Here is a 20,344-nt window from a genome sequence, read left to right as displayed (position 1 = left end):
TGATTCAAACGAAACTTTTTGCGGTATTGCTTGAATCAATTTCATGACACAACCCATCCTGGAAATCCGCCACCTGCGCACCCTGGCCGCCTTGCGCGACACCGGCAGCCTGGTCCGGGCGTCGCAACTGCTCAATCTCACGCAGTCCGCCCTGTCGCACCAGCTCAAGGCGCTGGAGGCGCATTACGGCTGCGCGCTCTTCGAACGCAAATCGCTGCCACCCCAGTTCACCGCCAGCGGCCTGCGTCTTCTGCAATTGGCCGACAGCGTTCTGCCGCAGATGGGAGCGGCCGACCGCGACGTCGCGCGGCTGGTGAGCAGCGGCGGCGGACAGCTGCGCATCGCCGTCGAGTGCCACACCTGCTTCGACTGGCTGATGCCGGCCATGGACGCCTTCCGTCAGGCCTGGCCGGAGATCGAGCTGGACATCGTCTCCGGCTTCCATCCCGACCCCGTCGCGCTGCTGTTGCAGGACAAGGCCGAGGTCGCCATCGTCTCGGAACAGGACGCCACGGAGCCGGTCGACCATCATGCGCTGTTCCGCTTCGAGATCGTCGCGCTGATGGCCAACGGACATGCACTGACTGAAAAGCCGTATCTCACGGCCCGGGATTTCGCCGATCAGACACTGATCACCTACCCGGTCCCGGACGAGATGCTGGACGTGCTCCGTCAGGTCATGCAGCCCGCCGGCCTTCAGCCCCGGCAGCGACGCACGACGGAACTGACCGTCGCCATGCTGCAACTGGTGGCCAGCGGCCGCGGCATCGCCGCGCTGCCCTGGTGGGCGGTGCAGAGCTACCTGGAGCGCGGCTACGTGAGCGCCCGGCCCATCGGTCGCGACGGCTTGCGCGGCGAACTGCACATGGCCTGCCGGCCGGGACTGTCGGCGCAGGCCTGGCTGTCGGACTTCGTGCGGATCACGCGCGACAGCTGCTTCAAGCGGCTGCCGGGTATCGAGCTGCTGTGAGAGCCCTCAGGCGCTCGCGTGTCGCTTCACCCAGGCCACGTACTTGTCCATCCAGCCCTGCAGGAACTGGCGCGTGGCCTCGATGCCGATGTGCCCCTTCTCATCGAACAGGTCGTCTTTGTTCTGGATGAAGGCCTCGGGCTGGCCCAGCGTCGGCACGTCCAGGTAGGCCAGCACGTTGCGCAGATGCTGCTGCGCCAGCGCCGTGCCGATGGCGCCCGGCGAAATGCCGATCACCCCGGCCGGCTTGCCGCCCCAGGCGTTCTGGCCGTAGGGCCGCGAGCCGTGGTCCAGCGCATTCTTCAGCACGCCGGGGATCGAGCGGTTGTACTCGGGCGTGACGATCAGCAGGCCCTGGGCGCGGGCGATCTCGGTCTTGAACTGCTGCACCTCGGCGGGCTGCTTGCCGTCGAGATCCTGGTTGTAGAGCGGCAGGTTGTCGATGCGCAGGTGCTCGAAGGTGAAGTCCTCCGGTGCCAGCGCGGCCAGCGCCAGGGCCAGCTTGCGGTTGAGGGAATCCTGGCGAATGCTGCCGACCAGGACGGCGATGCGGTATTGGCTCATCGAAGACGCTCCTCTTGCGGGATGGACACGAAAAACCTTGATGCTGGCGGCCGCTCGTCCGCGCGTCTGTCAGTCGCGGGCGCACGCACCGGCGGTTACACCCCGCCGGGCCCGCGATGCCTGGCGTTCAGCAATCGCCGGGACGGGATCCGCGGTTCTTCTGCAGACTGGCCTGCGTGACCGAGGCGCCCGGCAGCACGTCGTCCGTCACCCACACATTGCCGCCGATGGTGGCGCCCTTGCCGATGGTCACACGGCCCAGGATGGTGGCCCCGGCATAGATCACCACGTCGTCCTCCACCACCGGGTGGCGCGGCAGGCCCTTCTGCGGATGGCCGTTCTCGTCGGTCGGAAAGCGCTTGGCGCCGAGCGTGACCTGCTGGTACAGGCGCACATGCTGGCCGATCACCGCCGTCTCGCCGATCACGATGCCGGTGCCGTGGTCCATGAAGAAGCCGGCGCCGATGGTCGCGCCCGGATGGATGTCGATGCCCGTCTGCGCATGGGCGCGCTCGGCCACCATGCGCGCCAGCAGCGACAGCCCCAGCCGGTAGAGCGGATGCGCGATTCGGTGGTGGATCATGGCCGTCACGCCCGGATAGCACAGCAGCACCTCGTCCACGCTCTGCGCCGCGGGGTCGCCCTGGTAGGCGGCCATGACGTCGGTGTCGAGCAGCGCGCGGATGGCGGGCAGCTGCAGGGCGAATTCGCGGATCCGCTGCTCGGCGTCGGCCCGCAGTTCGGCCGGGGTCACGGCGTCGAGCCGACGCACGTGGCGCAGCTCCTGCACCGCCTGCTCCTGCAGCTGGCGCAGCGCCTGGTCGATGGTGTGGGCGACATAGAAGTCTTCGCCCTCCTCCCGCAGATGGGCCGGCCCCAGCCGCATGGGAAAGAGCGCGCCGATCAGGCTTTCGACCACCTCGTCGACGGCGGCACGCGAGGGCAGTTGCCGCTCGCCGCCGGCCACGCGCTGCTGCGCGCTGCGCCATTCGTTGCGCACCTGGCGCAGGGACGAGACGATTTCATCGATGGGGAAGGCGGACATAGGCGTGGGCGCGGCAGTGACACAGGGCCCCGCCCGGAAAGGCGGGGCGCCTATTCTGCGCGACTGGCCGCGGGCCCGCCTTGTCCCTCGCGCGGTGGGTGAATCCACCCGCCCTGCACAGCGGCGACGCAGTCCGTGGCAGGGCGCGGGGCGCGCCCTGCCCCACAACGCCTCACTTCTGCTTGTTGGTGTAGATCTGATCGAAGGAGCCACCGTCGGCAAAGTGCGCCTTGTCGGCCTTGGCCCAGCCGCCAAAGGCCTCGTCGATGGTGAACAGCGCCAGCTTGGGGAACTGTGCGGCGTACTTGGCCTTGGCCTTGTCGCCCGTGGGACGGTAGTAGTTGCGGCCGGCGATGTCCTGGCCTTCATCCGAGTAGAGGTACTTGAGGTATTCCTCGGCCACTGCACGGGTGCCCTTCTTGTCGACCACCTTGTCGACCACGGCCACCGAGGGCTCGGCCAGGATCGAGATGGACGGCACCACGATGTCGAACTTGTCCGGGCCGAACTCCTTCACGGCCAGGAAGGCCTCGTTCTCCCAGGCCAGCAGCACATCGCCCACGCCGCGCTGCACGAAGGTGATCGTGGCGCCGCGCGCGCCCGTGTCGAGCACCGGCACGTTCTTGAAGAGATTGCCGATGTATTCCTTCGCCTTGGCGTCGCTGCCGTACTTGCGCTTGGCGTACTCCCAGGCCGCGAGGTAGTTCCAGCGGGCGCCGCCCGAGGTCTTGGGGTTGGGCGTGATCACCTGAACGCCAGGCTTGACCAGGTCTTCCCAGTCCTTGAGGCCCTTGGGATTGCCCTTCTTCACGAGGAAGACGATGGTGGAGTTGTAGGGCGCCGAGTTGTGCGGCAGGCGCTTCTGCCAGTCGGCCTTGACCAGGCCGCCATGCTCGACCAGCGCGTCGATGTCGCCGCCCAGCGCCAGCGTGGCCACGTCGGCGTCGATGCCGTCGATGATCGAGCGGGCCTGCTTGCCCGAGCCACCGTGCGACTGCTTGACCACCACATCCTGGCCGGTCTTGCCCTTCCAGTACTTGGCGAAGGCCTTGTTGTAGTCCACGTACAACTCGCGCGTCGGGTCGTAAGAGACGTTGAGCAGCGTCACGGTCTGCGCCCAGGCGGGCAGGGACAAGGCCGCCGCGGCACCGGCCGCGAGGGAAAGCTTGATAAAGTCACGGCGGAAATTCATGTTCATGCCTTGTTGTGCATAAGGTCGATGAATTGAATTCTGGATATCGCATAAGGAAAGGGGAACGACGGAGTTCTCAGTTCTAAATAGCGAAATCAGCTAAGCCGGTCGTCACCCCCCGCACCGCACCCTTCCCACCGTTCTCTCTACAAGAAAGCCCCCCATGGCACGCATGGTTCAATGCATCAAGCTCGGCAAGGAAGCCGAGGGCCTCGACTTCCCGCCCTATCCCGGCGAACTCGGCAAGCGCATCTGGGAGAACGTCAGCAAGGAGGCCTGGGCCGCCTGGCTCAAGCACCAGACCATGCTGGTCAACGAGAACCGCCTGAATCTGGCCGATGCCCGCGCCCGCCAGTACCTGGCGCGCCAGATGGAAAAGCATTTCTTCGGCGACGGCGCCGACGCGGCCCAGGGCTATGTGCCCCCGCCGGCGGCCTGAGCACCGCGCCCAGCCCGCCCCTTCCCGGCCGCGCCCATGGTGCGCGGCACGGTCTTCGACATGAGCGACATCCTCACCTGGACCGATGAAGGCCAGCCCTTCAGCCCCCGCTTCCAGGACGTTTATCACACCATCACCGGCGCGCTCGCCCAGGCACAGCATGTGTTCCTGGGCGGCTGCGGCCTGCCCGGCGCCTGGGCGGATGCGCCGCAGTGGCGCGTGCTGGAGACGGGCTTCGGTCTGGGCCTGAACTTCCTGGCGACCTGGCACGCCTGGCGCGAGGATGCGCAGCGTCCGCAGATCCTGCACTTCGTCTCGGTGGAGGCCTATCCGGTCTCGGCGGCCGACATCCGCCGCGCCGCAGCCCTTCATCCGGCGTTGCAAGCGCTGGGCGCACAACTGGCCGACCAGTGGCATGGCCTGCTGCCGGGCTTCCACCGCCTGGCCTTCGACGGCGGCCGCGTGCTGCTGACGCTGTGCATCGGCGACGCCCGATCCATGTTGCGGGCACACCAGCCCTTCGAGGCCGACAGCCTCTTCCTCGACGGCTTCAGTCCCGCCGTGAATGCCGACATGTGGTCGCCCGAGGTGTTCAAGGCCCTGGCGCGCTTCTGCCGGCCCGGCACCGCCGTGGCCACCTGGACCGTGGCGCGGGCCGTGCGCGATGCGCTCGTGCCCCTGGGCTTCGTGGTCGAGAAGGCGCCGGGCCTCCCACCCAAGCGCGACTGCCTGCGCGGACGCTATGCGCCGGCCTGGCCGGTGCGGCGCCGACCCCAGGCCGAGGACGCCGAGCGCGCGCCATCGCCCGGGCACTGCGCCGTGGTCGGTGCGGGCCTGGCCGGCGCCGCCGTGGCCCATGCGCTGGCCCTGCGCGGCTGGCGGGTGACCGTGCTGGATGCCGCGGACCATCCCGCCGCCGGCGCCTCGGCCCTGCCCCTCGGCCTGATGGCACCGCATGCCTCACCGGACGATGCGCTGCTCTCGCGCCTGACCCGGGCAGGCATCCGCGCGACCTGGGCGCAGCTGACCGCCCTCGGGCTGGTGGAAGGCATCGACTGGGCGCCCACGGGCGCGGTCGAGCGGCGCGAGGCGACCTCGCTGCGGCTGCCACCGTCCTGGGCGCAGACGGAGGGCTGGACCGAGACCACGCGCGCCACGGCCGCGATGCTCGCCGACGCGGGGCTGCCGGACGACACGCCCGCCCTGTTCCACGCCCGTGCCGGATGGGTGAAGCCGCACCGCCTGGTGGCCGCCTGGCTGGACCACGCCGCCATCGCCTTCCGCAGCGGCGCGCATGTGGAAGACATCGACGCCGTGCCGGGCGGCGGCTGGCGGCTCCGGGACGCCAGCGGCCAAGTGCTGGCGAACGCGGACCGCGTGGTCGTCGCCGCCGGCCCGGCCACGCGCCGGCTGGCGCCGAGCCTGCCGCTGCAGCCGGTGCGCGGCCAGATCGTCTGGGGCGAGATGCCGCCGGCCATGGCCGCACGGAGCCATCGCATCCCGGTCAATGGGGACGGGCACCTGATCGCAGGCGTCGGCGTGCCAGCCGGCGCCGGCCACCCGCTGCAGTGGATGACCGGCTCCACCTACGACCCCGGCGACACCGACACCGCCACCAGGCCGGCGGACCGCGCGCACAACCTCGCGCGTCTGGCCCGGCTGCATCCGGTGCTGGCCCCTTTCGCGCAGGATCCGCAGACCGTCCTGCACGACTGGGCCGGCGTGCGCTGCGCCTCGGCCGACCGCCGGCCGCTGGTCGGCCCGATCGACCCCGCCGAACCGTCCGGTCCCTGGGCCTGCACCGCGCTGGGCTCGCGCGGACTGAGCTTTGCCGCCCTGTGCGCCGAGCTGCTGGCCGCGCGCTGGCACGGCGAGCCCTTGCCCGTGCCAGCGGCCCAGGCCCGGGCGCTCGACACACGTCGCCTCTGGCGCTGAACGGCAGCTGCGGCGCGCCCCTTGCGCCGGCCTGTCCATCGCCCTTGTTTCATCGCGCCTGCCTACCATCGCCCCATGGCCACCCGCTACGACATCCTCCACACCACCACCTATCGCTACAACGAGGCGGTGAACTTCGGCCTGCACCGGGTGATGTTCCGCCCGCGCGACAGCCACGACCTGCGCGTGCTGGCCACCGACCTGCAGGTCAGCCCCGAGGCGCATGTGCGGTTGATCCAGGACCCGCATTCCAACTCGGTCGCGCTGGTCCAGCCCAAGGAGCCGGCGGCCGAGCTGACCATCGCCTGCGCCTTCACCATCGAGCATGTGCCGGCGCCCGAGGACGAGCTGCAGCTGGAGCCCAGTGCGGAGTTCCTGCCCTTCGCCTATTCGCTGCAGGAACGGCTGGACCTGGAGCACTACCTGCGCCCCCACCACGACGACCCGGACGGCACGCTGATCCGCTGGGCGCATCAGTTCCTGCACACCGATGCGCCCAACAGCACGCGCGAGACGCTCACGCGCATGAACGCCCACATCAGCCAGAGCCTGAGCTACCAGGCCCGCGAGGAGGAAGGCACCCAGACACCGCTGGAGACGCTGGCCATCGGTGGCGGCAGCTGTCGCGACTACGCCCTGCTCATGATGGAAGCCGCGCGGCGGCTGGGCATCGCCACCCGCTTCGTCTCAGGCTACCTCTACGACCCCATGCTCGACGACGGCAACGACGCGCAGGAGGACCAGGACGGCCCCGCCGAGCGCGTCGTCGGTGCCGGCAGCACGCATGCCTGGCTGCAGGCCTACCTGCCCGGCGCGGGCTGGGTGGCCTTCGACCCCACCAACAACATCATGGGCAGCGGCCGCCTGATCCGCGTGGGCGTGGCACGCGACCCGGCCCAGGCACCGCCCATCGCCGGCAGCTGGTTCGGCGAACCCGAGGCTTATGCGGGCATGGAGGTGGTCGTGAAGGTCACCAAGCGCCGCGACTGAGCGGCCTCGTTCCGAAATCGCGCCGGCCTGTAGGACCCGTCCCCGACATGACACCGGCGGGGGCAAATCCCGAGCCCCCCGGCGCGACGCCGCGCTAGGCTGGCGCGCCGCTCGAGGGCGGAACGAATCACAAGTCTTGGAGACATTTCCCATGGATGCATTTCAGCGCCAGCCCCTGCGGCTGATCACGGCTGCGGCCGTCCTTGCCCTGAGCGCCTGCGGCGGCGGGGGCGGCTCGAACGTCGCCTTTGCGCCCCTGCCGGCCCCGGCACCGAGCCCTGCGCCGTCGCCGGCCCCCACGCCGGCCCCGGCCCCCGTCCCCGAAGAAACCCGCCTGCAGGACGGCCGCAACAGCTTCGTGCCCGCCGAGCCCACGGCCACCACCTTCACGGCACTGGCCGCCGCCCCGGGCGACGCGGTCGATGTCAGCACCACCAGCCGCTGGGCGGGCGTGATGGGCGGCGCCGCCTACCGCGTCGAGGTGCCCGCCAACTGGAACGGCAAGCTGGTCATGTACGCCCATGGCTATGCCGGCACCGGCAACACGCTCGCGGTGAGCAACCCGTCCATCCGCCGCTACCTGATCCAGAACGGCTATGCGTGGGCAGCCTCCAGCTACACCAAGAACTACTACGACGTGCGCGCCGGCGTGGAAGACACCAACGCCCTGGCCCTGGCCTTCACCGACATCGCCAAGGCACGCGGCCGCGCACTGGCCACGCCTTCGCGGGTCTACATCACCGGCCATTCGATGGGCGGCCACATCACGGCGTCGGCCATCGAGGCCGAGACGCAGGCCACCGCCGTGCACAAGGTGAGCTACGCCGGTGCGGTGCCCATGTGCGGCGTGCTGGGCGACACCGAACTCTTCGACTACTTCTCGGCCGCCCAGCTCACGGCCCAGGCCCTGGCCGGCGTGCCCAAGTACCCCCTGACGAACTGGAGCGACATCCAGAACCTGGTGCTCGGCAAGCTGTTCTCCTCGGTGGGCCAGACCACGTTGACGCCCACCTCGCCGCTGGGACTGCAATACGCGTCGGTCATCAAGAACCTGACCGGCGGCCAGCGGCCCCTGTTCGACTTCGGCTTCACCCAGGGCGGCTCCTTCCAGGCACCGCTGGGCCTGTTCGGCAGCGATGGCACGGTCGCGGGCATCCTGAACAAGAACGTGACGAACACCAACCGCTTCACCTACACCATCGACGGCGATGCGACCGCCTCGGCGGCACTGAATGCGTCGGTGCAGAAGCTCACCGCCGACACCGACGCCAACCGCCTGCGCCGCGACGGCCTGCGCTGGATCCCGCGCAACAACGGCGACATCAAGATCCCGGTGGTCACGCTGCACACGCTGGGCGACCTGTTCGTGCCCTTCAGCATGGAGCAGATCTACCGCCAGCGCGTGGTGGCCAAGGGCAACGGCAACTGGCTGGTGCAGCGGGCGATCCGCGGCATCACGCACTGCGACTTCACGGTCGCCGAGCAGGAGGCCGCCTTCGACGCCATGATCAAGTGGGAGCGCGACGGCGTGAAGCCCTCCGGCGACGACGTGCTGACCGCGGGCACCGTGGCCAACACCAACTATGGCTGCGTGTTCACCAACAACACCCTGGGCCAGGACGACAGCCAGCAGGTGGCCGCCATCCGGACCGTCCTGGCCGGCGCCGCCCCCTGCCCCCAGTGAAGTGAGGGCCGACGGTAGCCGGCGCGGGCAGCCGCGTCGATGGCTGCGATGACATGACAGCAGAACGCCGGCCCTCGGGCCGGCGTTGCGCATCTGGGGCTTCGCTCGGGGCCCCGCTCAGGTGTGCCGCGACTCAGGCGGGCTGCACGCCGGCCGGCCGCGGCCGTTGAACGGACTGGCGGCCGCCGACATAGCGGTCCACCGCCAGGCCGTCGGTGCTGATCTCCGGCCGCTGGCCGGTCACCAGGTCCGCGGTCAGCTTGCCCGAGCCACAGGCCATGGTCCAGCCCAGGGTGCCGTGGCCAGTGTTGAGGAACAGGTTGCCCCAGCGCGTGCCGCCGATGATGGGCGTGCTGTCGGGCGTCATGGGGCGCAGCCCGGTCCAGAAGCTCGCGGCCGGCAGGTCGCCGCCGGGGAACAGCTCGCCCACCACCTTCTCCAGCGTGGCCCGGCGCGCCGGCTTGAGGCTCAGGTCGAAACCCGAGAGCTCGGCCATGCCACCCACGCGGATGCGGTCGGCGAAACGGGTCACAGCGATCTTGTAGGTCTCGTCCAGCACGGTGGACTGGGGCGCCAGCGATTCGTCCAGCAGCGGCACGGTCAGCGAATAGCCCTTGACGGGGTACACCGGCAGGTCCAGGCCCAGCGGCTCCATGAGGGCGCGCGAGTAGCTGCCGAAGGCCAGCACATAGCGGTCGGCCTCCAGCCATTGACCGTCGACCTGCACACCGCTGATGCGGCCACCGTCGGTGCCCAGCGCCTGCACCTGGCTGCCGTAGCGGAACTCCACGCCCAGGCCCCTGGCCAGTTCGGCCAGCCGGGTGGTGAAGAGATGGCAGTCGCCGGTCTCGTCGTTGGGCAGGCGCAGGCCGCCGACCAGGGCGCCGCCGGTGCGGGCCAGTGCCGGCTCCACGCGCGCCAGGCCTTCGCGGTCCAGCAGTTCATAGGGCACGCCGCATTCCTGCAGCACGGCGATGTCGCGCTGCACGGCGTCGAGCTGCTGCTGCTTGCGGAAGAGCTGCAGCGTGCCGCCGGTGCGCTGCTCGTAGTCGATGCCGGTGTCGGCGCGCAGGCTGCGCAGGCAGTCGCGGCTGTACTCGGCCACGCGCATCATCCGTTCCTTGTTCACGGCATAGCGCTCGGCGGAGCAGTTGCGCAGCATCTGGGCCATCCAGCGCAGCTGGAACAGGCTGCCGTCGGCGCGGATGGCCAGCGGCGCATGCTTCTGGAACATCCACTTGAGCGCCTTGAACGGAATCCCGGGCGCGGCCCAGGGCGTGGAATAGCCCGGCGACACCTGCCCGGCATTGCCGAAGCTGGTCTCCAGTGCGGCGCCGGGCTGGCGCTCCAGCACCGTCACCTGGGCGCCCGCACGGGCCAGGTAGTAGGCCGTGGTCGTGCCGATCACACCGCCGCCGAGAACAATGACTTTCATGGCCAATCCCGCTGAGAAAGAAGACTCCAGGAGTCGATTGCAGGACTTTATTCAGGCCACGCCCGAAGATTTGATGGTTCTTCTGGTGATCTGCAGCAAAATCCGCTGCCCAACCCTGTGCATCGGCTCACCGACCCGACGACATGCCCGAATTCGCCACCCTGGACCGCATCGACCGCAAGATCCTGGACATCCTCCAGCGCGAAGGGCGCATCGCCATCACCGACTTGGCGCAGCGCGTGGGCCTGTCCACCTCACCCTGCTCGGAGCGCGTCAAGCGGCTGGAGCGCACCGGCGTGATCAGCGGCTACCACGCCCGCGTGGCGCCGGAGGCGCTGGGCAAGATGCTGCTGGTCTTCGTGGAGATCAAGCTCTCGTCCAAGTCGGCCGATGTCTTCGACAAGGTGCGCAACGAGCTGCTGCACATGCCGGAGGTGCTGGAATGCCACCTGGTCTCGGGCGGCTTCGACTACCTGGTCAAGGCCCGGCTGCGCGGCATGGGCGAATACCGGCACCTGCTGGGCGACATCCTCAAGAAGCTGCCCGTGCCGGCCGAGTCGCACAGCTATGTGGTGATGGAAGAGGTCAAGGAGACGCTGGTCCTGCCGGTGGACCGTTGAGCGCTGCAGCGCCGCCCGCGGCGGCTCACTGCGAGGCTTCTGCCTTCATCGCCAGCTGCACCCGGCCGCCGGCCGTGTGGAAGCTGATGGTCGGCGCGGTGAAGTCCGACAGCGGCGCACCCAGGCTGATCTCGCCGCTGCCATGCAGCATGCACTCGTCCCGGCGCAGCGCGACCTCGCTGCTGCTGCCGTCGGCATCGCGGAAGCGCACCCAGGTGCCGTAGCTGCTCACGTCGGTCAGGATGCAACTGCCGTTGCGGGCCTCGATGCGCGCATGCAGGCGCGAGACCCGCGGATCGTTGACCACGAAATCGGCCTCGTTCACCCGGCCCAGGTGGATGGGCAGGTCGCGCGCGCCGAAGGCGGCATGCACGTCCAGCCACGACAGCTCGATCTGCCCGAAGGCCGTGTCGATGCCGGGGCGCGCCAGCGTCGACAGCGCCGCCGGCAGCGTGAGCAGGTCCACCACCTCGTCCTGCCAGTCGATGCGGTGGACGGTCGGCGTCTCCTGCCGGCCGCGGATGCTGATCGGGCCCAGGCTGCGATGCCGCACCTCGGGGCCGATGCGCTGGTCCACCACCGATTCGGTCGCCCAGATCTGGCCCGGGCCCGCGAGGTCGCTCAGCCGCGAGGCCACGTTGACGGCGTCGCCATAGAAGTCGCCATCGACCTCGACCACCTCGCCGCTGGCGATACCGATCTGCAGGTCCATGCGCAAGGCCTCGGGCCACTTGAGCAGGCGCTTGTGGTGGCTGCGCTGAACCTCGAGCATGGCGGAGATCGCCGGTGCACCGGCCGGGAAGAGCGCGAAGATGCCGTCGCCCAGCTTCTTGATCACCCGGCCGCCATGGGCTTCGCACACATCTCCGACCCATTGGACCAGCCGCGTGACGGTGTCGGTGGCCCGGGCGTTGCCCATCGCCTCGAAAACCCGCGTGCTGCCGGTCAGGTCCGCGAAAACGACCGTGGTTGCCATCGTCAAAGTTCAACGAATTGTTTCCAGCAATTATCTCCAGACGTACGAAATCGCGCGAGTGCGGGGCCTGAATTGACTTAAGTCAACTGCTTTGGATGTTGCTTTGTCCACAATGCCACCTTGATCCCCCGCTTGGGGGCGCGAAGTTTCCCCTGGATCCGCGTGGAATGCCCGCGCCGGCGCCAGCGGCCCATGGAAAGGCAAATTTGTGGAAACTTTTATCTACGTTGCGGTGGGCCGCGCGGCTGCGTAAGGTGTTCGTCAGGCGACCTCGCATCACTCCATGAAGTCCTTGAACGCGATCTCCCGCTGGCTCCGGGCTCCGGCCCAGATGGCCGCGCAGACAGGCACCGAGCGCACGCTCCAGCAGGTGCGCGCCGCCATGCTTGCCGCCCTCGAACGGCATGGCCTCCTGGCGCAGTGGCGCCGCCTGGCGGACCGGGTGACCTACGCCACCGAGCTCGAAGCGCTGTGGTACCTGCGGCAGGATCTCCTGGCGGCGCTGATGCCCGCCTGCGGCGAAGTGCGCGCACGGCAGGAGATGCAGCCGATCAACGCCCTCTTCGGCCGCTCCGAGGCCTTCCGGCCCCGCTTGCGCGCCGGGCTGCGGATGCCCTGAGCGGCCTCGGCCGGGGATCGACGGCCGGCCGCGTGCCGGCGCCGCCCTTCAATGCGCGTGACCGTGATGGTCGTGCGTTGCGGCATGGCGGCTGCCACCCACGCCGTGCCCCCAGACGACAAAGGCTTCCTTGCCCTCCACCGCGAGATCGACGGTGGCCCCCACCGGCAGCAGCACCTTGGTCGGCACATGGCCGAAGGGCAGGCCCGTGAGCACCGGCGCCTTGAGCTGGCTGCGCAGCCGCTCGACCACCGTCTGCAGCTTGAAGCCCCGGTCGTGCGGCGCGGCGCGGTAGCCGGTGAACTGGCCCAGCACCACGGCCTTCTGACGGGCCAGCACACCGGCCAGGCGCAGCTGCTCCAGCATGCGCTCGATGCGATAGGGATGCTCGCCCACGTCCTCGAGGAACAGTACCCCCTTGTCCACCTGCGGAAAGTACGGCGTGCCCAGCAGGCTGCACAGCACGGCCAGATTGCCGCCCCACAGCGTGGCGCCGCGGATGGGCCTGACGTCCGGCACCTCGTCACGTGCCGGCAGGCGCCAGCCGGTGCCTTCGCCGTAACCCTCGACCAGGTCGTCGAAGCAGGCGGCGGTGATCTCATCGATGCCTTCCTCGGCACCGAAGTCGCTGCACAGGGTCGGGCCGGACCAGGTGGCGGCGCCCGTGCGCGCCAGCACCGCGAGCTGGAAGGCCGTGAAGTCGCTCATGCCGACGAAGGCCGTGCCGCGCTCGATGGCCTTGGCCACGGCCTTGTAGGGAAGGCCGTCGAGGATCCGGGTGAGGCCATAGCCGCCGCGCGAGGCCAATGCCACGTCCGCGCCGCTGGCCGCGGCCCGTGCGATGGCGGCGATGCGGGTGGCGTCGTCGCCGGCGAATCGCTGCTGCGCGGACAGCGCGGCCTCGTCGATCTCCACCTCATGGCCCTGGGCCCGCAGCCAGGCCACGCCGCGGCGGAAGGCCGGCTTCTCGCGCACAGCGCTGGAGGGGGAGTAGATGTAGATGTGCTTCTTGTTCACCCGCGGGAGTATCCCATCGGCCCTTGGAGGGCCTGCCACTGGGCGGCCAGCGCGCGGGCCGCGTCTGCGGACAGGTCCTGCACGGGGCGGCGGCGCGCGACCCACGCGCGCAGGGCGGCCTCGTGGCCCTTGTCGGGGAAGGGCGCCGCCCAGGCACGCGCCGCGTCCTCGGCGGCCGCACCCCGCACCACCAGCGCAGCGGGCGGGATGACGAGGCGCGGGCCAGCGATCGCGCCCTGCCCGGCCAGCAGGTCGGCCAGCCCGCTCATGTCGGGATGCAGGATCAGTCCGACCTCGCCGACACCCAGCGCCGCCAACCACTGCCGCAGCACTTCCGCATGCCATTCGCGCGTGTGCAAGGCTTCCTTCTTGGGCTTGTCGCTGCGACCGAAACCGATCAGGTCGGGGATCAGCACGCGATGGCCCGGCAGCAGGTCCGGCAGGTGCCGGAACAGGTGGCCCCATTGGCCCGCACCGTGCAGGCACAGCACCACGGGGCGGCGTTGCGTGCAATCGCCCGCAACGCCGCCCCGGTCGACATAGGCCAGCCGCAGGCCGCCCAGCGCCGGCAGTTCGCTGACGAAGGCATGCGGCTCGTCGAAACCGGCGAAGCGCGCCTCGGGCGTGCGCAGCGCGTCGTCGCGCACCGGCTGCGCCTGCGCCCGGGCCTGGGCACGCCGCCCGCGGAAGAAGTCTTGCAGCAGCGCCCCGCATTCCTCGTCCATCACGCCGCCCTGCACCGCGGTGTGGTGGTTGAGCTGGCCGATGCCGAAGAGGTCGAGCACCGATCCTGCCGCGCCGGTGCGCGCATCGGCCGCACCGAAGACCACACGGTCCAGCCGCGCATGCAGCATGGCGCCGGCGCACATGGCGCAGGGCTCGAGCGTCACGTAGAGGGTGCAGCCGTCGAGCCGGTAGTTGCCCAGCGCCTGCCCGGCCGCCCGCAGTGCCGCCATCTCGGCATGGGCGCTGGGGTCGTGCGTGGCGACCGGTGCATTGCGCCCGGTGGCCACCATGCGGCCGTCGCGCACCAGCACGGCACCCACCGGCACCTCGCCTGCGGCGGCGGCGGCGCGGGCCTCGTCCAGCGCCAGTGCCATCCAGCGATGGTCCTCATCCTGCGGTGCACCGTCCGCGGGCAGCCCGGCTGAGGTCTGGGACAGCGGCTCGACCATCGGCATCAGCGTCCGACGCCGGCCCGGTCCATCCAGGCCTCCAGCCCCGCGGCCTCGCCGCCCTGCGCGGCATGCAGGCGCCGCATCGCCGCATGGGCTTCGGGCCGATGCTGGTTGAGCTTGAGCTTGCATTGCCAGCCGACGACCTTCAGCTCGAAGGCGACGATGCCGGCCAGCATGCGGCGCTGGTAGTCCTCGCCCAGATCGCGCCATTGCTGTGCATAGGGCGGCTCGTGCTGGCCGATGAGTTGCTTGAGCAGGGCGTCCTTCGTGCCGGCCTCCGGCAGCAGGGTGGCGCGCACACGGCAATGGACGGCGACGTAGTTCCAGGTCGGCACCCGCTGGCGGTCCGGGTAGACCGTCGGCGAGACGTAGCCGTGCGGCCCCAGGAAGACCACCAGCGCCTCGGGCCGCGCCTGCAGCTGCTTCCACTGCGGATTGGCGCGCGCCACGTGGCCCAGCAGCGTCCACTCGCCCCGCCCCTTCGACACCAGCACCAGCGGCAGGTGGGTGACGAAGGGAAAGCCGTCGTCGTCGTTGGTCACGAGGCTGGCGAAGGGATGCTCGCGCATCAGCTGCTCGGCGAGCGCGGGATCCTCGGCGTCAAAATGGGCGGGCAGGTACATGGCGGACCTTGAAAGGCGAAGCGGGCGATTGTCCCGCCTGCCATGCCCGAGCCCCGCACCCGCCCTCTCTCTTCGCATGCAGGACTCACTTTTCGGCGACGACCTTCCCCTTCCCGCGCCCCCGCGCCCGGCACCGGCCGACGTGGGGTCAACCGCCGCGCCGTCAGCCGCGGACGAGGCGGCCCCGCCCAAGCGCCGTGCCAAGGCCGGCGTGCCCAAGGTGGAGCCGGCCGATGTCGACGAGCGCCTGCGCGATCAGGCCGTGCGCCTGCCGCCGTTGCTGCGCCTGGGCAGCTCTTCCTGGCATTTCCCGGGCTGGGCCGGCCTGGTGTGGAATGGCGACTACGAAGGCTCGGTGCTGTCGCGCCACGGCCTTGCGGCCTATGCGCAGCATCCGCTGCTGCGCACCGTGAGCCTGGATCGCAACTTCTACCGCGCGCTCACCGCCTCGCAGTTCGCCGCCTATGCGGCGCAGGTGCCGGAGGACTTCCGCTTCGTGGTCAAGGCGCCATCGGCTGTCAGCGATGCCCTGGTGCGCGCCGAGGATGGCCGGGGCCAGCGCCCCAACCCGGCCTTCCTCAACCCCCAACTGGCGGTGCAGGACTTCGTGGAGCCGGCCCTGCAGGGCCTCGGCACCAAGCTGGGTGCGCTGGTCTTCCAGCTCAGCCCCCTGCCGGGCACGATGCTGGCGCACATGCCCGAGGTGCTCGCGCGGCTCGACGCCATGCTGGCCGCCCTGCCCCCGCTTCAGCCCGCCGCGCCGGACGCGGTGGTGGCCGTGGAAGTGCGCAACCCCGAGTTCCTGACGCCCGACTTCGCACGCGTGCTCAAGGCCCGCGGCGCCACCTACTGCCTGGGCCTGCATCCGAAGCTGCCGCCCATCGAGGACCAGTTGCCACTCCTGCGCGCCCTGTGGCCCGGCCCGCTGGTCTGCCGGTGGAACCTCAACCGCCTGCACGGCGCCTACGGCTACGAGGAGGCCAAGGGCCTGTACGAGCCCTTCAACCGCCTGGTCGATCCCGATCCGCATACCCGCGGCCTGCTGGCCCGCGTGATCGCGGGCACCACCGGCGCCGGCCATGCGGCCTACGTGACCATCAACAACAAGGCCGAGGGCAGCGCCCCGCTGTCGGTGCAGGCGCTGGTGGACGCGGTGCTGGGCGAGACGTCCTGACCGCCTGACGGTCTCACTCCCTCGCCGCCTGATCGCATGGGCGCCTGGGAGACCGGGCGATCAGCCCGGCGCCGCCGGGCACGCCGCCGGCTGACCCGCCTGCAGGGCCGCGATGTGCCGGGCGATGGCGTCGGACACCTTGGACACGATGCGCTGGCCCGCCTGCGCCACGCCGTCGATGCCGCCCGGCGCCGCTTCGCTGCCGCGCCAGCTGCAGGTGCTGCGCTGGCTGCTGTCGGCGCGGCGCACCGTCCAGCTCAGGGCCGCCTCGACCTGCGCGCCCTGCGTGGCATCGAAGCGCTGGACCTGCACCGCGATCCGCCAGGGCAAGACTCCGGCCACGCCCGGTCCGCGGGTCGCATCGGTGGCGCCGAGGCGCGCCGCCACGCCGGCAGCGAGCGCGTCGCGCAGTTCCTGCTCGAAGGAGGCCGCCCAGCGGCTCTGCTCCAGCACCTGCACTTCGGCGCCGGCCGGGCCGCGCACCACCATCTGCGGCCGCGCCAGGCGCTCCGGCACGGCCAGCGGCGCCATCTCGATGGCCAGGCCGCCGGCCGGCGGCGCCACCAGCGGCTGGGGCGCGGCCGGCTCTGCCAGCGTGTAGTAGCGGTCGGGCTCGGAGGCACAACCTCCGAGGACGGCCACGGCAAGCGCCAGGGCGGCGGTCGCGCCGATGCGTCGTGTTGCAAAGCGGCTCATCGCTTCTTGTCCTCGGGTTTGCCGCGCAGCAGCGATTCGGGGTGGCGCTCCAGGTAGTCCGTCAGCACGCGCACCGAGCCGGCCGCGCGCGTCAGTTCCTGCAGCGTCGCGCGCAGGTCCTGCTGCACCGGTGCGTCCTCCGACAGCGTGCGGGTGGCGGCGTCGATGGTCTTGCGCGCGTCCTTGACGGCGGCGGCGATCTCGGGTGTCACGTCGTTGTTGATGCGCGTGACGGTGGCCTCGGCGCTGCCCAGCGTCTTGTCGAGCGTGGCGAGGGTCTTGCGCAGGTCGCCCGCGATCTCCTGGAAGGGGATCTTGTTGACCTTGGTCGCGATCTCCTGCAGCTGCTCCTGCAGCTCGTCGAAGCTGCCGGCCACCGTGGGGATCTGGATCGGATCTTGATTGGTGTCGACCTTGACCGGCTTCTCCTTGGGGAAGAAGTCCAGCGCCACATAGAGCTGGCCCGTCAGCAGGTTGCCGGTACGCAGCTGCGCACGCAGGCCGCGGCTGATGAGGAAGCGCGTGCGCTCCTGCTGCGTGAATCGCGGCTCCACCGGCAAGGGCGCCTGCTTGCCATCGCGCGTGTCGGAGCGACGCAGACGGTCGGGGTAGACCGTGACCACCACCGGCATCAGGAACTCCCGCTCATTGCGGTCGAACTGCACGCCGATGGACTTGACCTCGCCAATGATCACGCCACGGAAGTCCACCGGCGCGCCGGGCGCCAGGCCGCGCAGCGACTGGTTGAAGTACATGAGCAGCGTCTGCGGCGGCCCGTCCGGCGGCTTCATGGCCGTGGCTTCGTCGTCGGCCAGACCGAAGACCGTGTTCTCGTCGGCCTGCGGGCCGCGCACGTCGTCAGGCGCGGCGAAGGCGATGCCGCCCAGCACGATCGAGGCCAGGGACTGGGTGCGCACCTCGAATCCGCTGGCGCCCGCCTGCACCTGCAGGCCGCTGGCATGCCAGAAGCGTGTGTTGGCGCCGACGAAGCGGTCGTAGGGCGCATCGATGAAGACACGCAGCGCCACGCCGCGGCCATCGCCGTCGAGTTCCACCGACGCCACCTGCCCCACCCGCACGCGTCGGAAGTACACCGGCGAACCGATGTCGAGCGAACCCGCATCGCGCGAATGCAGCTGGAACTGCCGGCCGCTGGCGTCGCGCGTGATGATCGGCGGCTGCTCCAGGCCGGCGAACTCGCTGGCGGTTTCTTCCTCGGCACCCGCATCCGCGCCGATGTAGGCGCCCGAGAGCAGCGTGTTGAGGCCCGAGACGCCCGAGGTGTCGAAGCGTGGCCGCACCACCCAGTAGCGCGCGTCCTTGGCGGTGAAGCCCTCGGCGGCGTTCTTGTCCAGCTCGACCGTCACGCGCACATGCGAGCGGTCGCGCGCCAGGCGGATGTTGTGCACGGTGCCGATCTGCACGTCCTTGTATTTCACGGCCGTCTTGCCGGCCTCCAGGCCCTCGGCAGTCTTGAAGGTGATGACGATCTCGGGCCCGCGGTTCCAGAGCACCTTGGCGACCAGCGTGATGCCCACCATGGCCGCGACGATGGGGATCAGCCAGATCAGCGAGGGCACCCAGTCGCGGCGGCGTACAACGCGGGGGCGTGCCAACGCAGGCGGCGCGGCGGGCGCGCCGGCATCGGCAGGGGTCTGGCCTTCGCGAGGCCCGGGTTCACTCATTCACTCTCCTATGCCCTCGCGGGCGCACTTCGGCCGACCTGATCGGCAGCCTCTTCGTCGTCGGGCATGCCGGCGTCCCAGATCAGCCGCGGGTCGAAGCTCAGCGAGGCGAGCATGGTCAGCACGACCACGGCACCGAAGGCAGCAATCCCCACGCCAGCCTGCACCACGGCGAAGCCCTGGATGCGCACCAGCCCCGCCAGCAACGAGACCACGAACACGTCGAGCATCGACCAGCGGCCGATGAACTCCAGCACCTGGTAGAGCCGCGCGCGCTCGCGCTGGCGCCAGCGGCTGCGGCGCTGCGTGGTGACGACCAGCACGGCCAGCGCCGCCAGCTTGAACAGCGGCACCAGGAAGCTGGCCGTGAAGATCAGCGCCGCGAGCCCGTAGGAGCCCGAGATCCAGAAGAAGATGATCCCGCTCAGGATGGTGTCCTGCTGCGTGCCGAGCAGGCTCTTGGTGATCATCACGGGTAGCAGGTTGGCGGGCAGGTACAGCACCACCGCGGCAAGCAGGTACGCCCAGGTGCGCCGCAGGCTGTCGGGCTTGCGGGCGCGCAGGCGTGTGCCGCAGCGGCCGCAGTGCTCACCCGGCTGGGCGCCTTCCCACACGGTGCCGCAGCGGTGGCAGTCCAGCAGGCAGGCGTCGTGCGCGGTGACGATCGCGCCGCCGCCCTCTTCCACCGGCAGGTGCGGCGTGGCCTGGCCCGCGAGCCGCGCCAGGCGCTCGCGCGTGGCGCGGGTCCGGCTCCTCAAGGCGCGCCCCCGGCGGCGGCTTCGCGCTCGAAGGCCATTTCCCAGAAGCTGCGCGGATCGAAGGACAACAGCGTGGTCAGCAGCACCGTCAGGCCGACGAAGGCCCACAGCGCGGGGCCGAGCACCACCGTCGCCATGCCGAAGAGCTTGACGATGGCCACCAGCACACCGAGCAGGAAGACCTCGACCATGCCCCAGGGCCGCAGCGACTGCAGTGCCCTCACCAGCACGGCAAAGCCGGGGGGGCGCTGCGATGGCGCAGCCGCCGCATCGCCATCGGCCTGCCCGGCCTTCCACACCCGCGGCGCAACCTGCAGATAGAACAGGATGCACAACTGCGCCAGCGGAAAGATCAGCGTCGTCGCCAGCACCAGCAATGCGACGGGCGACATGCCTTCTCCGGCCAGCACCACCACCGCACCGGCCAGCGTGGTCTGGCTCGTACGGCCCTGGAGTTCGATCTCGACGATGGGAAAGAGATTGGCGATGGTGAAGAGGATGAGGCTGGCCAGCGTCAGCGGCAGCAGGCGCTCGCGCTGCTGGCCAGGGTGGCGCGCCAGCTCGGTGCCGCAGCGGGGGCAGTGCGCGATCTCCCGGGGACGAAGCCGCGGCGCGCGGAACACCGCGTCGCATCCTTCGCATACCGTCACGTCGGGCACCACATTCATCGGCGGGCATTCTGCCAACACCCCGTGAAGTCAGCGGGGCGGCAGGCGCACCAGCCCACGGCATCCGCCGGCCAGT

20 protein-coding genes are annotated in these 20,344 nt (G+C 70.2%); 8 read left to right on the top strand and 12 right to left on the bottom strand.

From position 1 onward, the window contains the following. Positions 1-43: 43 nt before the first annotated feature. Complete coding sequence (locus tag ABIC63_RS22840; RefSeq protein WP_354321489.1) at positions 44-970, top strand: LysR family transcriptional regulator; 927 nt, start codon at positions 44-46, stop codon at positions 968-970. Between the two features lie 6 nt (positions 971-976). Here the strand turns inward: ABIC63_RS22840 and ABIC63_RS22835 are convergent, their stop codons facing one another. From ABIC63_RS22835 to ABIC63_RS22825, 3 genes are all read right to left on the bottom strand, one after another. Then, positions 977-1,534: an NADPH-dependent FMN reductase gene (locus tag ABIC63_RS22835; RefSeq protein WP_354321488.1), complete on the bottom strand. Its 558-nt coding sequence runs from the start codon at positions 1,532-1,534 to the stop codon at positions 977-979. Between the two features lie 127 nt (positions 1,535-1,661). Further along, positions 1,662-2,579, bottom strand: a complete 918-nt coding sequence (epsC, locus tag ABIC63_RS22830) for a serine O-acetyltransferase EpsC (RefSeq protein ID WP_017758690.1) — start codon at positions 2,577-2,579, stop codon at positions 1,662-1,664. A gap of 172 nt (positions 2,580-2,751) precedes the next feature. Continuing rightward, a complete protein-coding gene (locus ABIC63_RS22825; RefSeq protein WP_354321524.1) occupies positions 2,752-3,771 on the bottom strand; it encodes a sulfate ABC transporter substrate-binding protein in 1,020 nt (339 codons plus the stop codon). A 163-nt stretch (positions 3,772-3,934) separates the two neighbouring features. Between ABIC63_RS22825 and ABIC63_RS22820 the strand changes: the two genes are divergently transcribed. The 4 genes from ABIC63_RS22820 to ABIC63_RS22805 all read left to right on the top strand — a co-directional run bounded on the left by ABIC63_RS22820 (position 3,935) and on the right by ABIC63_RS22805 (position 8,819). After that, positions 3,935-4,210, top strand: coding sequence for an oxidative damage protection protein (locus ABIC63_RS22820; RefSeq protein ID WP_058643489.1), 276 nt, complete (start codon positions 3,935-3,937; stop codon positions 4,208-4,210). Positions 4,211-4,270: 60 nt separating this feature from the next. Further along, positions 4,271-6,145, top strand: a complete 1,875-nt coding sequence (gene mnmC / locus ABIC63_RS22815; protein WP_294373993.1) for a bifunctional tRNA (5-methylaminomethyl-2-thiouridine)(34)-methyltransferase MnmC2/FAD-dependent 5-carboxymethylaminomethyl-2-thiouridine(34) oxidoreductase MnmC1 — start codon at positions 4,271-4,273, stop codon at positions 6,143-6,145. A 75-nt stretch (positions 6,146-6,220) separates the two neighbouring features. Continuing rightward, positions 6,221-7,135 carry a transglutaminase family protein gene (locus ABIC63_RS22810; RefSeq protein ID WP_294373996.1) on the top strand — a complete coding sequence of 305 codons (915 nt, stop codon included), beginning with the start codon at positions 6,221-6,223 and terminating at the stop codon, positions 7,133-7,135. 151 nt (positions 7,136-7,286) lie between these two features. After that, positions 7,287-8,819 carry an alpha/beta hydrolase family protein gene (locus tag ABIC63_RS22805; RefSeq protein WP_354321487.1) on the top strand — a complete coding sequence of 511 codons (1,533 nt, stop codon included), beginning with the start codon at positions 7,287-7,289 and terminating at the stop codon, positions 8,817-8,819. A gap of 133 nt (positions 8,820-8,952) precedes the next feature. On the opposite strand, the gene ABIC63_RS22800 is transcribed toward ABIC63_RS22805, so the two are convergent. Then, positions 8,953-10,260: a D-amino acid dehydrogenase gene (locus tag ABIC63_RS22800; RefSeq protein WP_354321486.1), complete on the bottom strand. Its 1,308-nt coding sequence runs from the start codon at positions 10,258-10,260 to the stop codon at positions 8,953-8,955. Between the two features lie 137 nt (positions 10,261-10,397). Between ABIC63_RS22800 and ABIC63_RS22795 the strand changes: the two genes are divergently transcribed. Next, positions 10,398-10,874 (top strand): Lrp/AsnC ligand binding domain-containing protein, encoded by a 477-nt coding sequence (locus tag ABIC63_RS22795; RefSeq protein ID WP_017759676.1) that lies wholly within the window; start codon positions 10,398-10,400, stop codon positions 10,872-10,874. Positions 10,875-10,899: 25 nt separating this feature from the next. Here ABIC63_RS22795 and ABIC63_RS22790 read toward each other — a convergent pair whose 3' ends face one another. Beyond that, positions 10,900-11,850, bottom strand: coding sequence for an adenylate/guanylate cyclase domain-containing protein (locus tag ABIC63_RS22790; protein WP_370645870.1), 951 nt, complete (start codon positions 11,848-11,850; stop codon positions 10,900-10,902). Positions 11,851-12,133: 283 nt separating this feature from the next. Between ABIC63_RS22790 and ABIC63_RS22785 the strand changes: the two genes are divergently transcribed. Beyond that, a complete protein-coding gene (locus tag ABIC63_RS22785; protein ID WP_294374015.1) occupies positions 12,134-12,469 on the top strand; it encodes a hypothetical protein in 336 nt (111 codons plus the stop codon). A gap of 48 nt (positions 12,470-12,517) precedes the next feature. On the opposite strand, the gene ABIC63_RS22780 is transcribed toward ABIC63_RS22785, so the two are convergent. From ABIC63_RS22780 to ABIC63_RS22770, 3 genes are read right to left on the bottom strand one after another with little or no spacing between them, the layout of a single operon-like run. Then, the gene (locus ABIC63_RS22780; protein WP_354321485.1) at positions 12,518-13,486 is read right to left on the bottom strand and encodes an LD-carboxypeptidase; all 969 of its coding nucleotides are present in this window, start codon (positions 13,484-13,486) and stop codon (positions 12,518-12,520) included. Then, complete coding sequence (tadA, locus tag ABIC63_RS22775) at positions 13,483-14,661, bottom strand: tRNA adenosine(34) deaminase TadA (RefSeq protein ID WP_354321523.1); 1,179 nt, start codon at positions 14,659-14,661, stop codon at positions 13,483-13,485. Before tadA ends, ABIC63_RS22780 begins: the two co-directional genes overlap by 4 nt. A 5-nt stretch (positions 14,662-14,666) precedes the next feature. Continuing rightward, positions 14,667-15,287: an FMN-binding negative transcriptional regulator gene (locus ABIC63_RS22770; protein WP_354321484.1), complete on the bottom strand. Its 621-nt coding sequence runs from the start codon at positions 15,285-15,287 to the stop codon at positions 14,667-14,669. Positions 15,288-15,363: 76 nt separating this feature from the next. Here ABIC63_RS22770 and ABIC63_RS22765 point away from each other — a divergent pair, with 76 nt between their 5' ends. Then, positions 15,364-16,461 (top strand): DUF72 domain-containing protein, encoded by a 1,098-nt coding sequence (locus ABIC63_RS22765; RefSeq protein WP_354321483.1) that lies wholly within the window; start codon positions 15,364-15,366, stop codon positions 16,459-16,461. A gap of 60 nt (positions 16,462-16,521) precedes the next feature. Here ABIC63_RS22765 and ABIC63_RS22760 read toward each other — a convergent pair whose 3' ends face one another. The 4 genes from ABIC63_RS22760 to ABIC63_RS22745 form a co-directional block, all read right to left on the bottom strand. Then, positions 16,522-17,157, bottom strand: a complete 636-nt coding sequence (locus tag ABIC63_RS22760; protein ID WP_294374026.1) for a PqiC family protein — start codon at positions 17,155-17,157, stop codon at positions 16,522-16,524. Next, entirely contained in the window at positions 17,154-18,842 is a 1,689-nt protein-coding gene (locus ABIC63_RS22755; RefSeq protein WP_294374029.1) for a PqiB family protein, read from the bottom strand. The genes ABIC63_RS22760 and ABIC63_RS22755 overlap by 4 nt, the downstream gene beginning before the upstream one ends. Positions 18,843-18,850: 8 nt before the next feature. Further along, positions 18,851-19,534, bottom strand: coding sequence for a paraquat-inducible protein A (locus ABIC63_RS22750; RefSeq protein WP_502935908.1), 684 nt, complete (start codon positions 19,532-19,534; stop codon positions 18,851-18,853). A gap of 62 nt (positions 19,535-19,596) precedes the next feature. Further along, positions 19,597-20,268: a paraquat-inducible protein A gene (locus ABIC63_RS22745; RefSeq protein ID WP_354321482.1), complete on the bottom strand. Its 672-nt coding sequence runs from the start codon at positions 20,266-20,268 to the stop codon at positions 19,597-19,599. Between the last annotated feature and the right edge of the window lie 76 nt (positions 20,269-20,344).

Origin of the sequence: Pseudacidovorax sp. 1753, from assembly GCF_040544975.1 — a bacterium.
Classification (GTDB): domain Bacteria; phylum Pseudomonadota; class Gammaproteobacteria; order Burkholderiales; family Burkholderiaceae_C; genus Xenophilus.
This window is presented reverse-complemented; position numbering and strand designations above follow the sequence as displayed.

Excerpts from the sequence above, each read along its gene's own strand:
- ABIC63_RS22840 (WP_354321489.1), top strand. The coding sequence starts at position 44 with ATGACACAACCCATCCTGGAAATCCGCCACCTGCGCACCCTGGCCGCC.
- ABIC63_RS22745 (WP_354321482.1), bottom strand. The coding sequence starts at position 20,268 with ATGAATGTGGTGCCCGACGTGACGGTATGCGAAGGATGCGACGCGGTG.
- ABIC63_RS22825 (WP_354321524.1), bottom strand. The coding sequence starts at position 3,771 with ATGAATTTCCGCCGTGACTTTATCAAGCTTTCCCTCGCGGCCGGTGCC.
- ABIC63_RS22820 (WP_058643489.1), top strand. The coding sequence starts at position 3,935 with ATGGCACGCATGGTTCAATGCATCAAGCTCGGCAAGGAAGCCGAGGGC.
- ABIC63_RS22805 (WP_354321487.1), top strand. The coding sequence starts at position 7,287 with ATGGATGCATTTCAGCGCCAGCCCCTGCGGCTGATCACGGCTGCGGCC.
- mnmC (WP_294373993.1), top strand. The coding sequence starts at position 4,271 with ATGAGCGACATCCTCACCTGGACCGATGAAGGCCAGCCCTTCAGCCCC.
- ABIC63_RS22795 (WP_017759676.1), top strand. The coding sequence starts at position 10,398 with ATGCCCGAATTCGCCACCCTGGACCGCATCGACCGCAAGATCCTGGAC.
- ABIC63_RS22810 (WP_294373996.1), top strand. The coding sequence starts at position 6,221 with ATGGCCACCCGCTACGACATCCTCCACACCACCACCTATCGCTACAAC.
- epsC (WP_017758690.1), bottom strand. The coding sequence starts at position 2,579 with ATGTCCGCCTTCCCCATCGATGAAATCGTCTCGTCCCTGCGCCAGGTG.
- ABIC63_RS22835 (WP_354321488.1), bottom strand. The coding sequence starts at position 1,534 with ATGAGCCAATACCGCATCGCCGTCCTGGTCGGCAGCATTCGCCAGGAT.
- ABIC63_RS22755 (WP_294374029.1), bottom strand. The coding sequence starts at position 18,842 with ATGAGTGAACCCGGGCCTCGCGAAGGCCAGACCCCTGCCGATGCCGGC.
- ABIC63_RS22760 (WP_294374026.1), bottom strand. The coding sequence starts at position 17,157 with ATGAGCCGCTTTGCAACACGACGCATCGGCGCGACCGCCGCCCTGGCG.
- ABIC63_RS22770 (WP_354321484.1), bottom strand. The coding sequence starts at position 15,287 with ATGTACCTGCCCGCCCATTTTGACGCCGAGGATCCCGCGCTCGCCGAG.
- ABIC63_RS22765 (WP_354321483.1), top strand. The coding sequence starts at position 15,364 with ATGCAGGACTCACTTTTCGGCGACGACCTTCCCCTTCCCGCGCCCCCG.
- ABIC63_RS22785 (WP_294374015.1), top strand. The coding sequence starts at position 12,134 with ATGAAGTCCTTGAACGCGATCTCCCGCTGGCTCCGGGCTCCGGCCCAG.
- tadA (WP_354321523.1), bottom strand. The coding sequence starts at position 14,661 with ATGGTCGAGCCGCTGTCCCAGACCTCAGCCGGGCTGCCCGCGGACGGT.
- ABIC63_RS22790 (WP_370645870.1), bottom strand. The coding sequence starts at position 11,850 with ATGGCAACCACGGTCGTTTTCGCGGACCTGACCGGCAGCACGCGGGTT.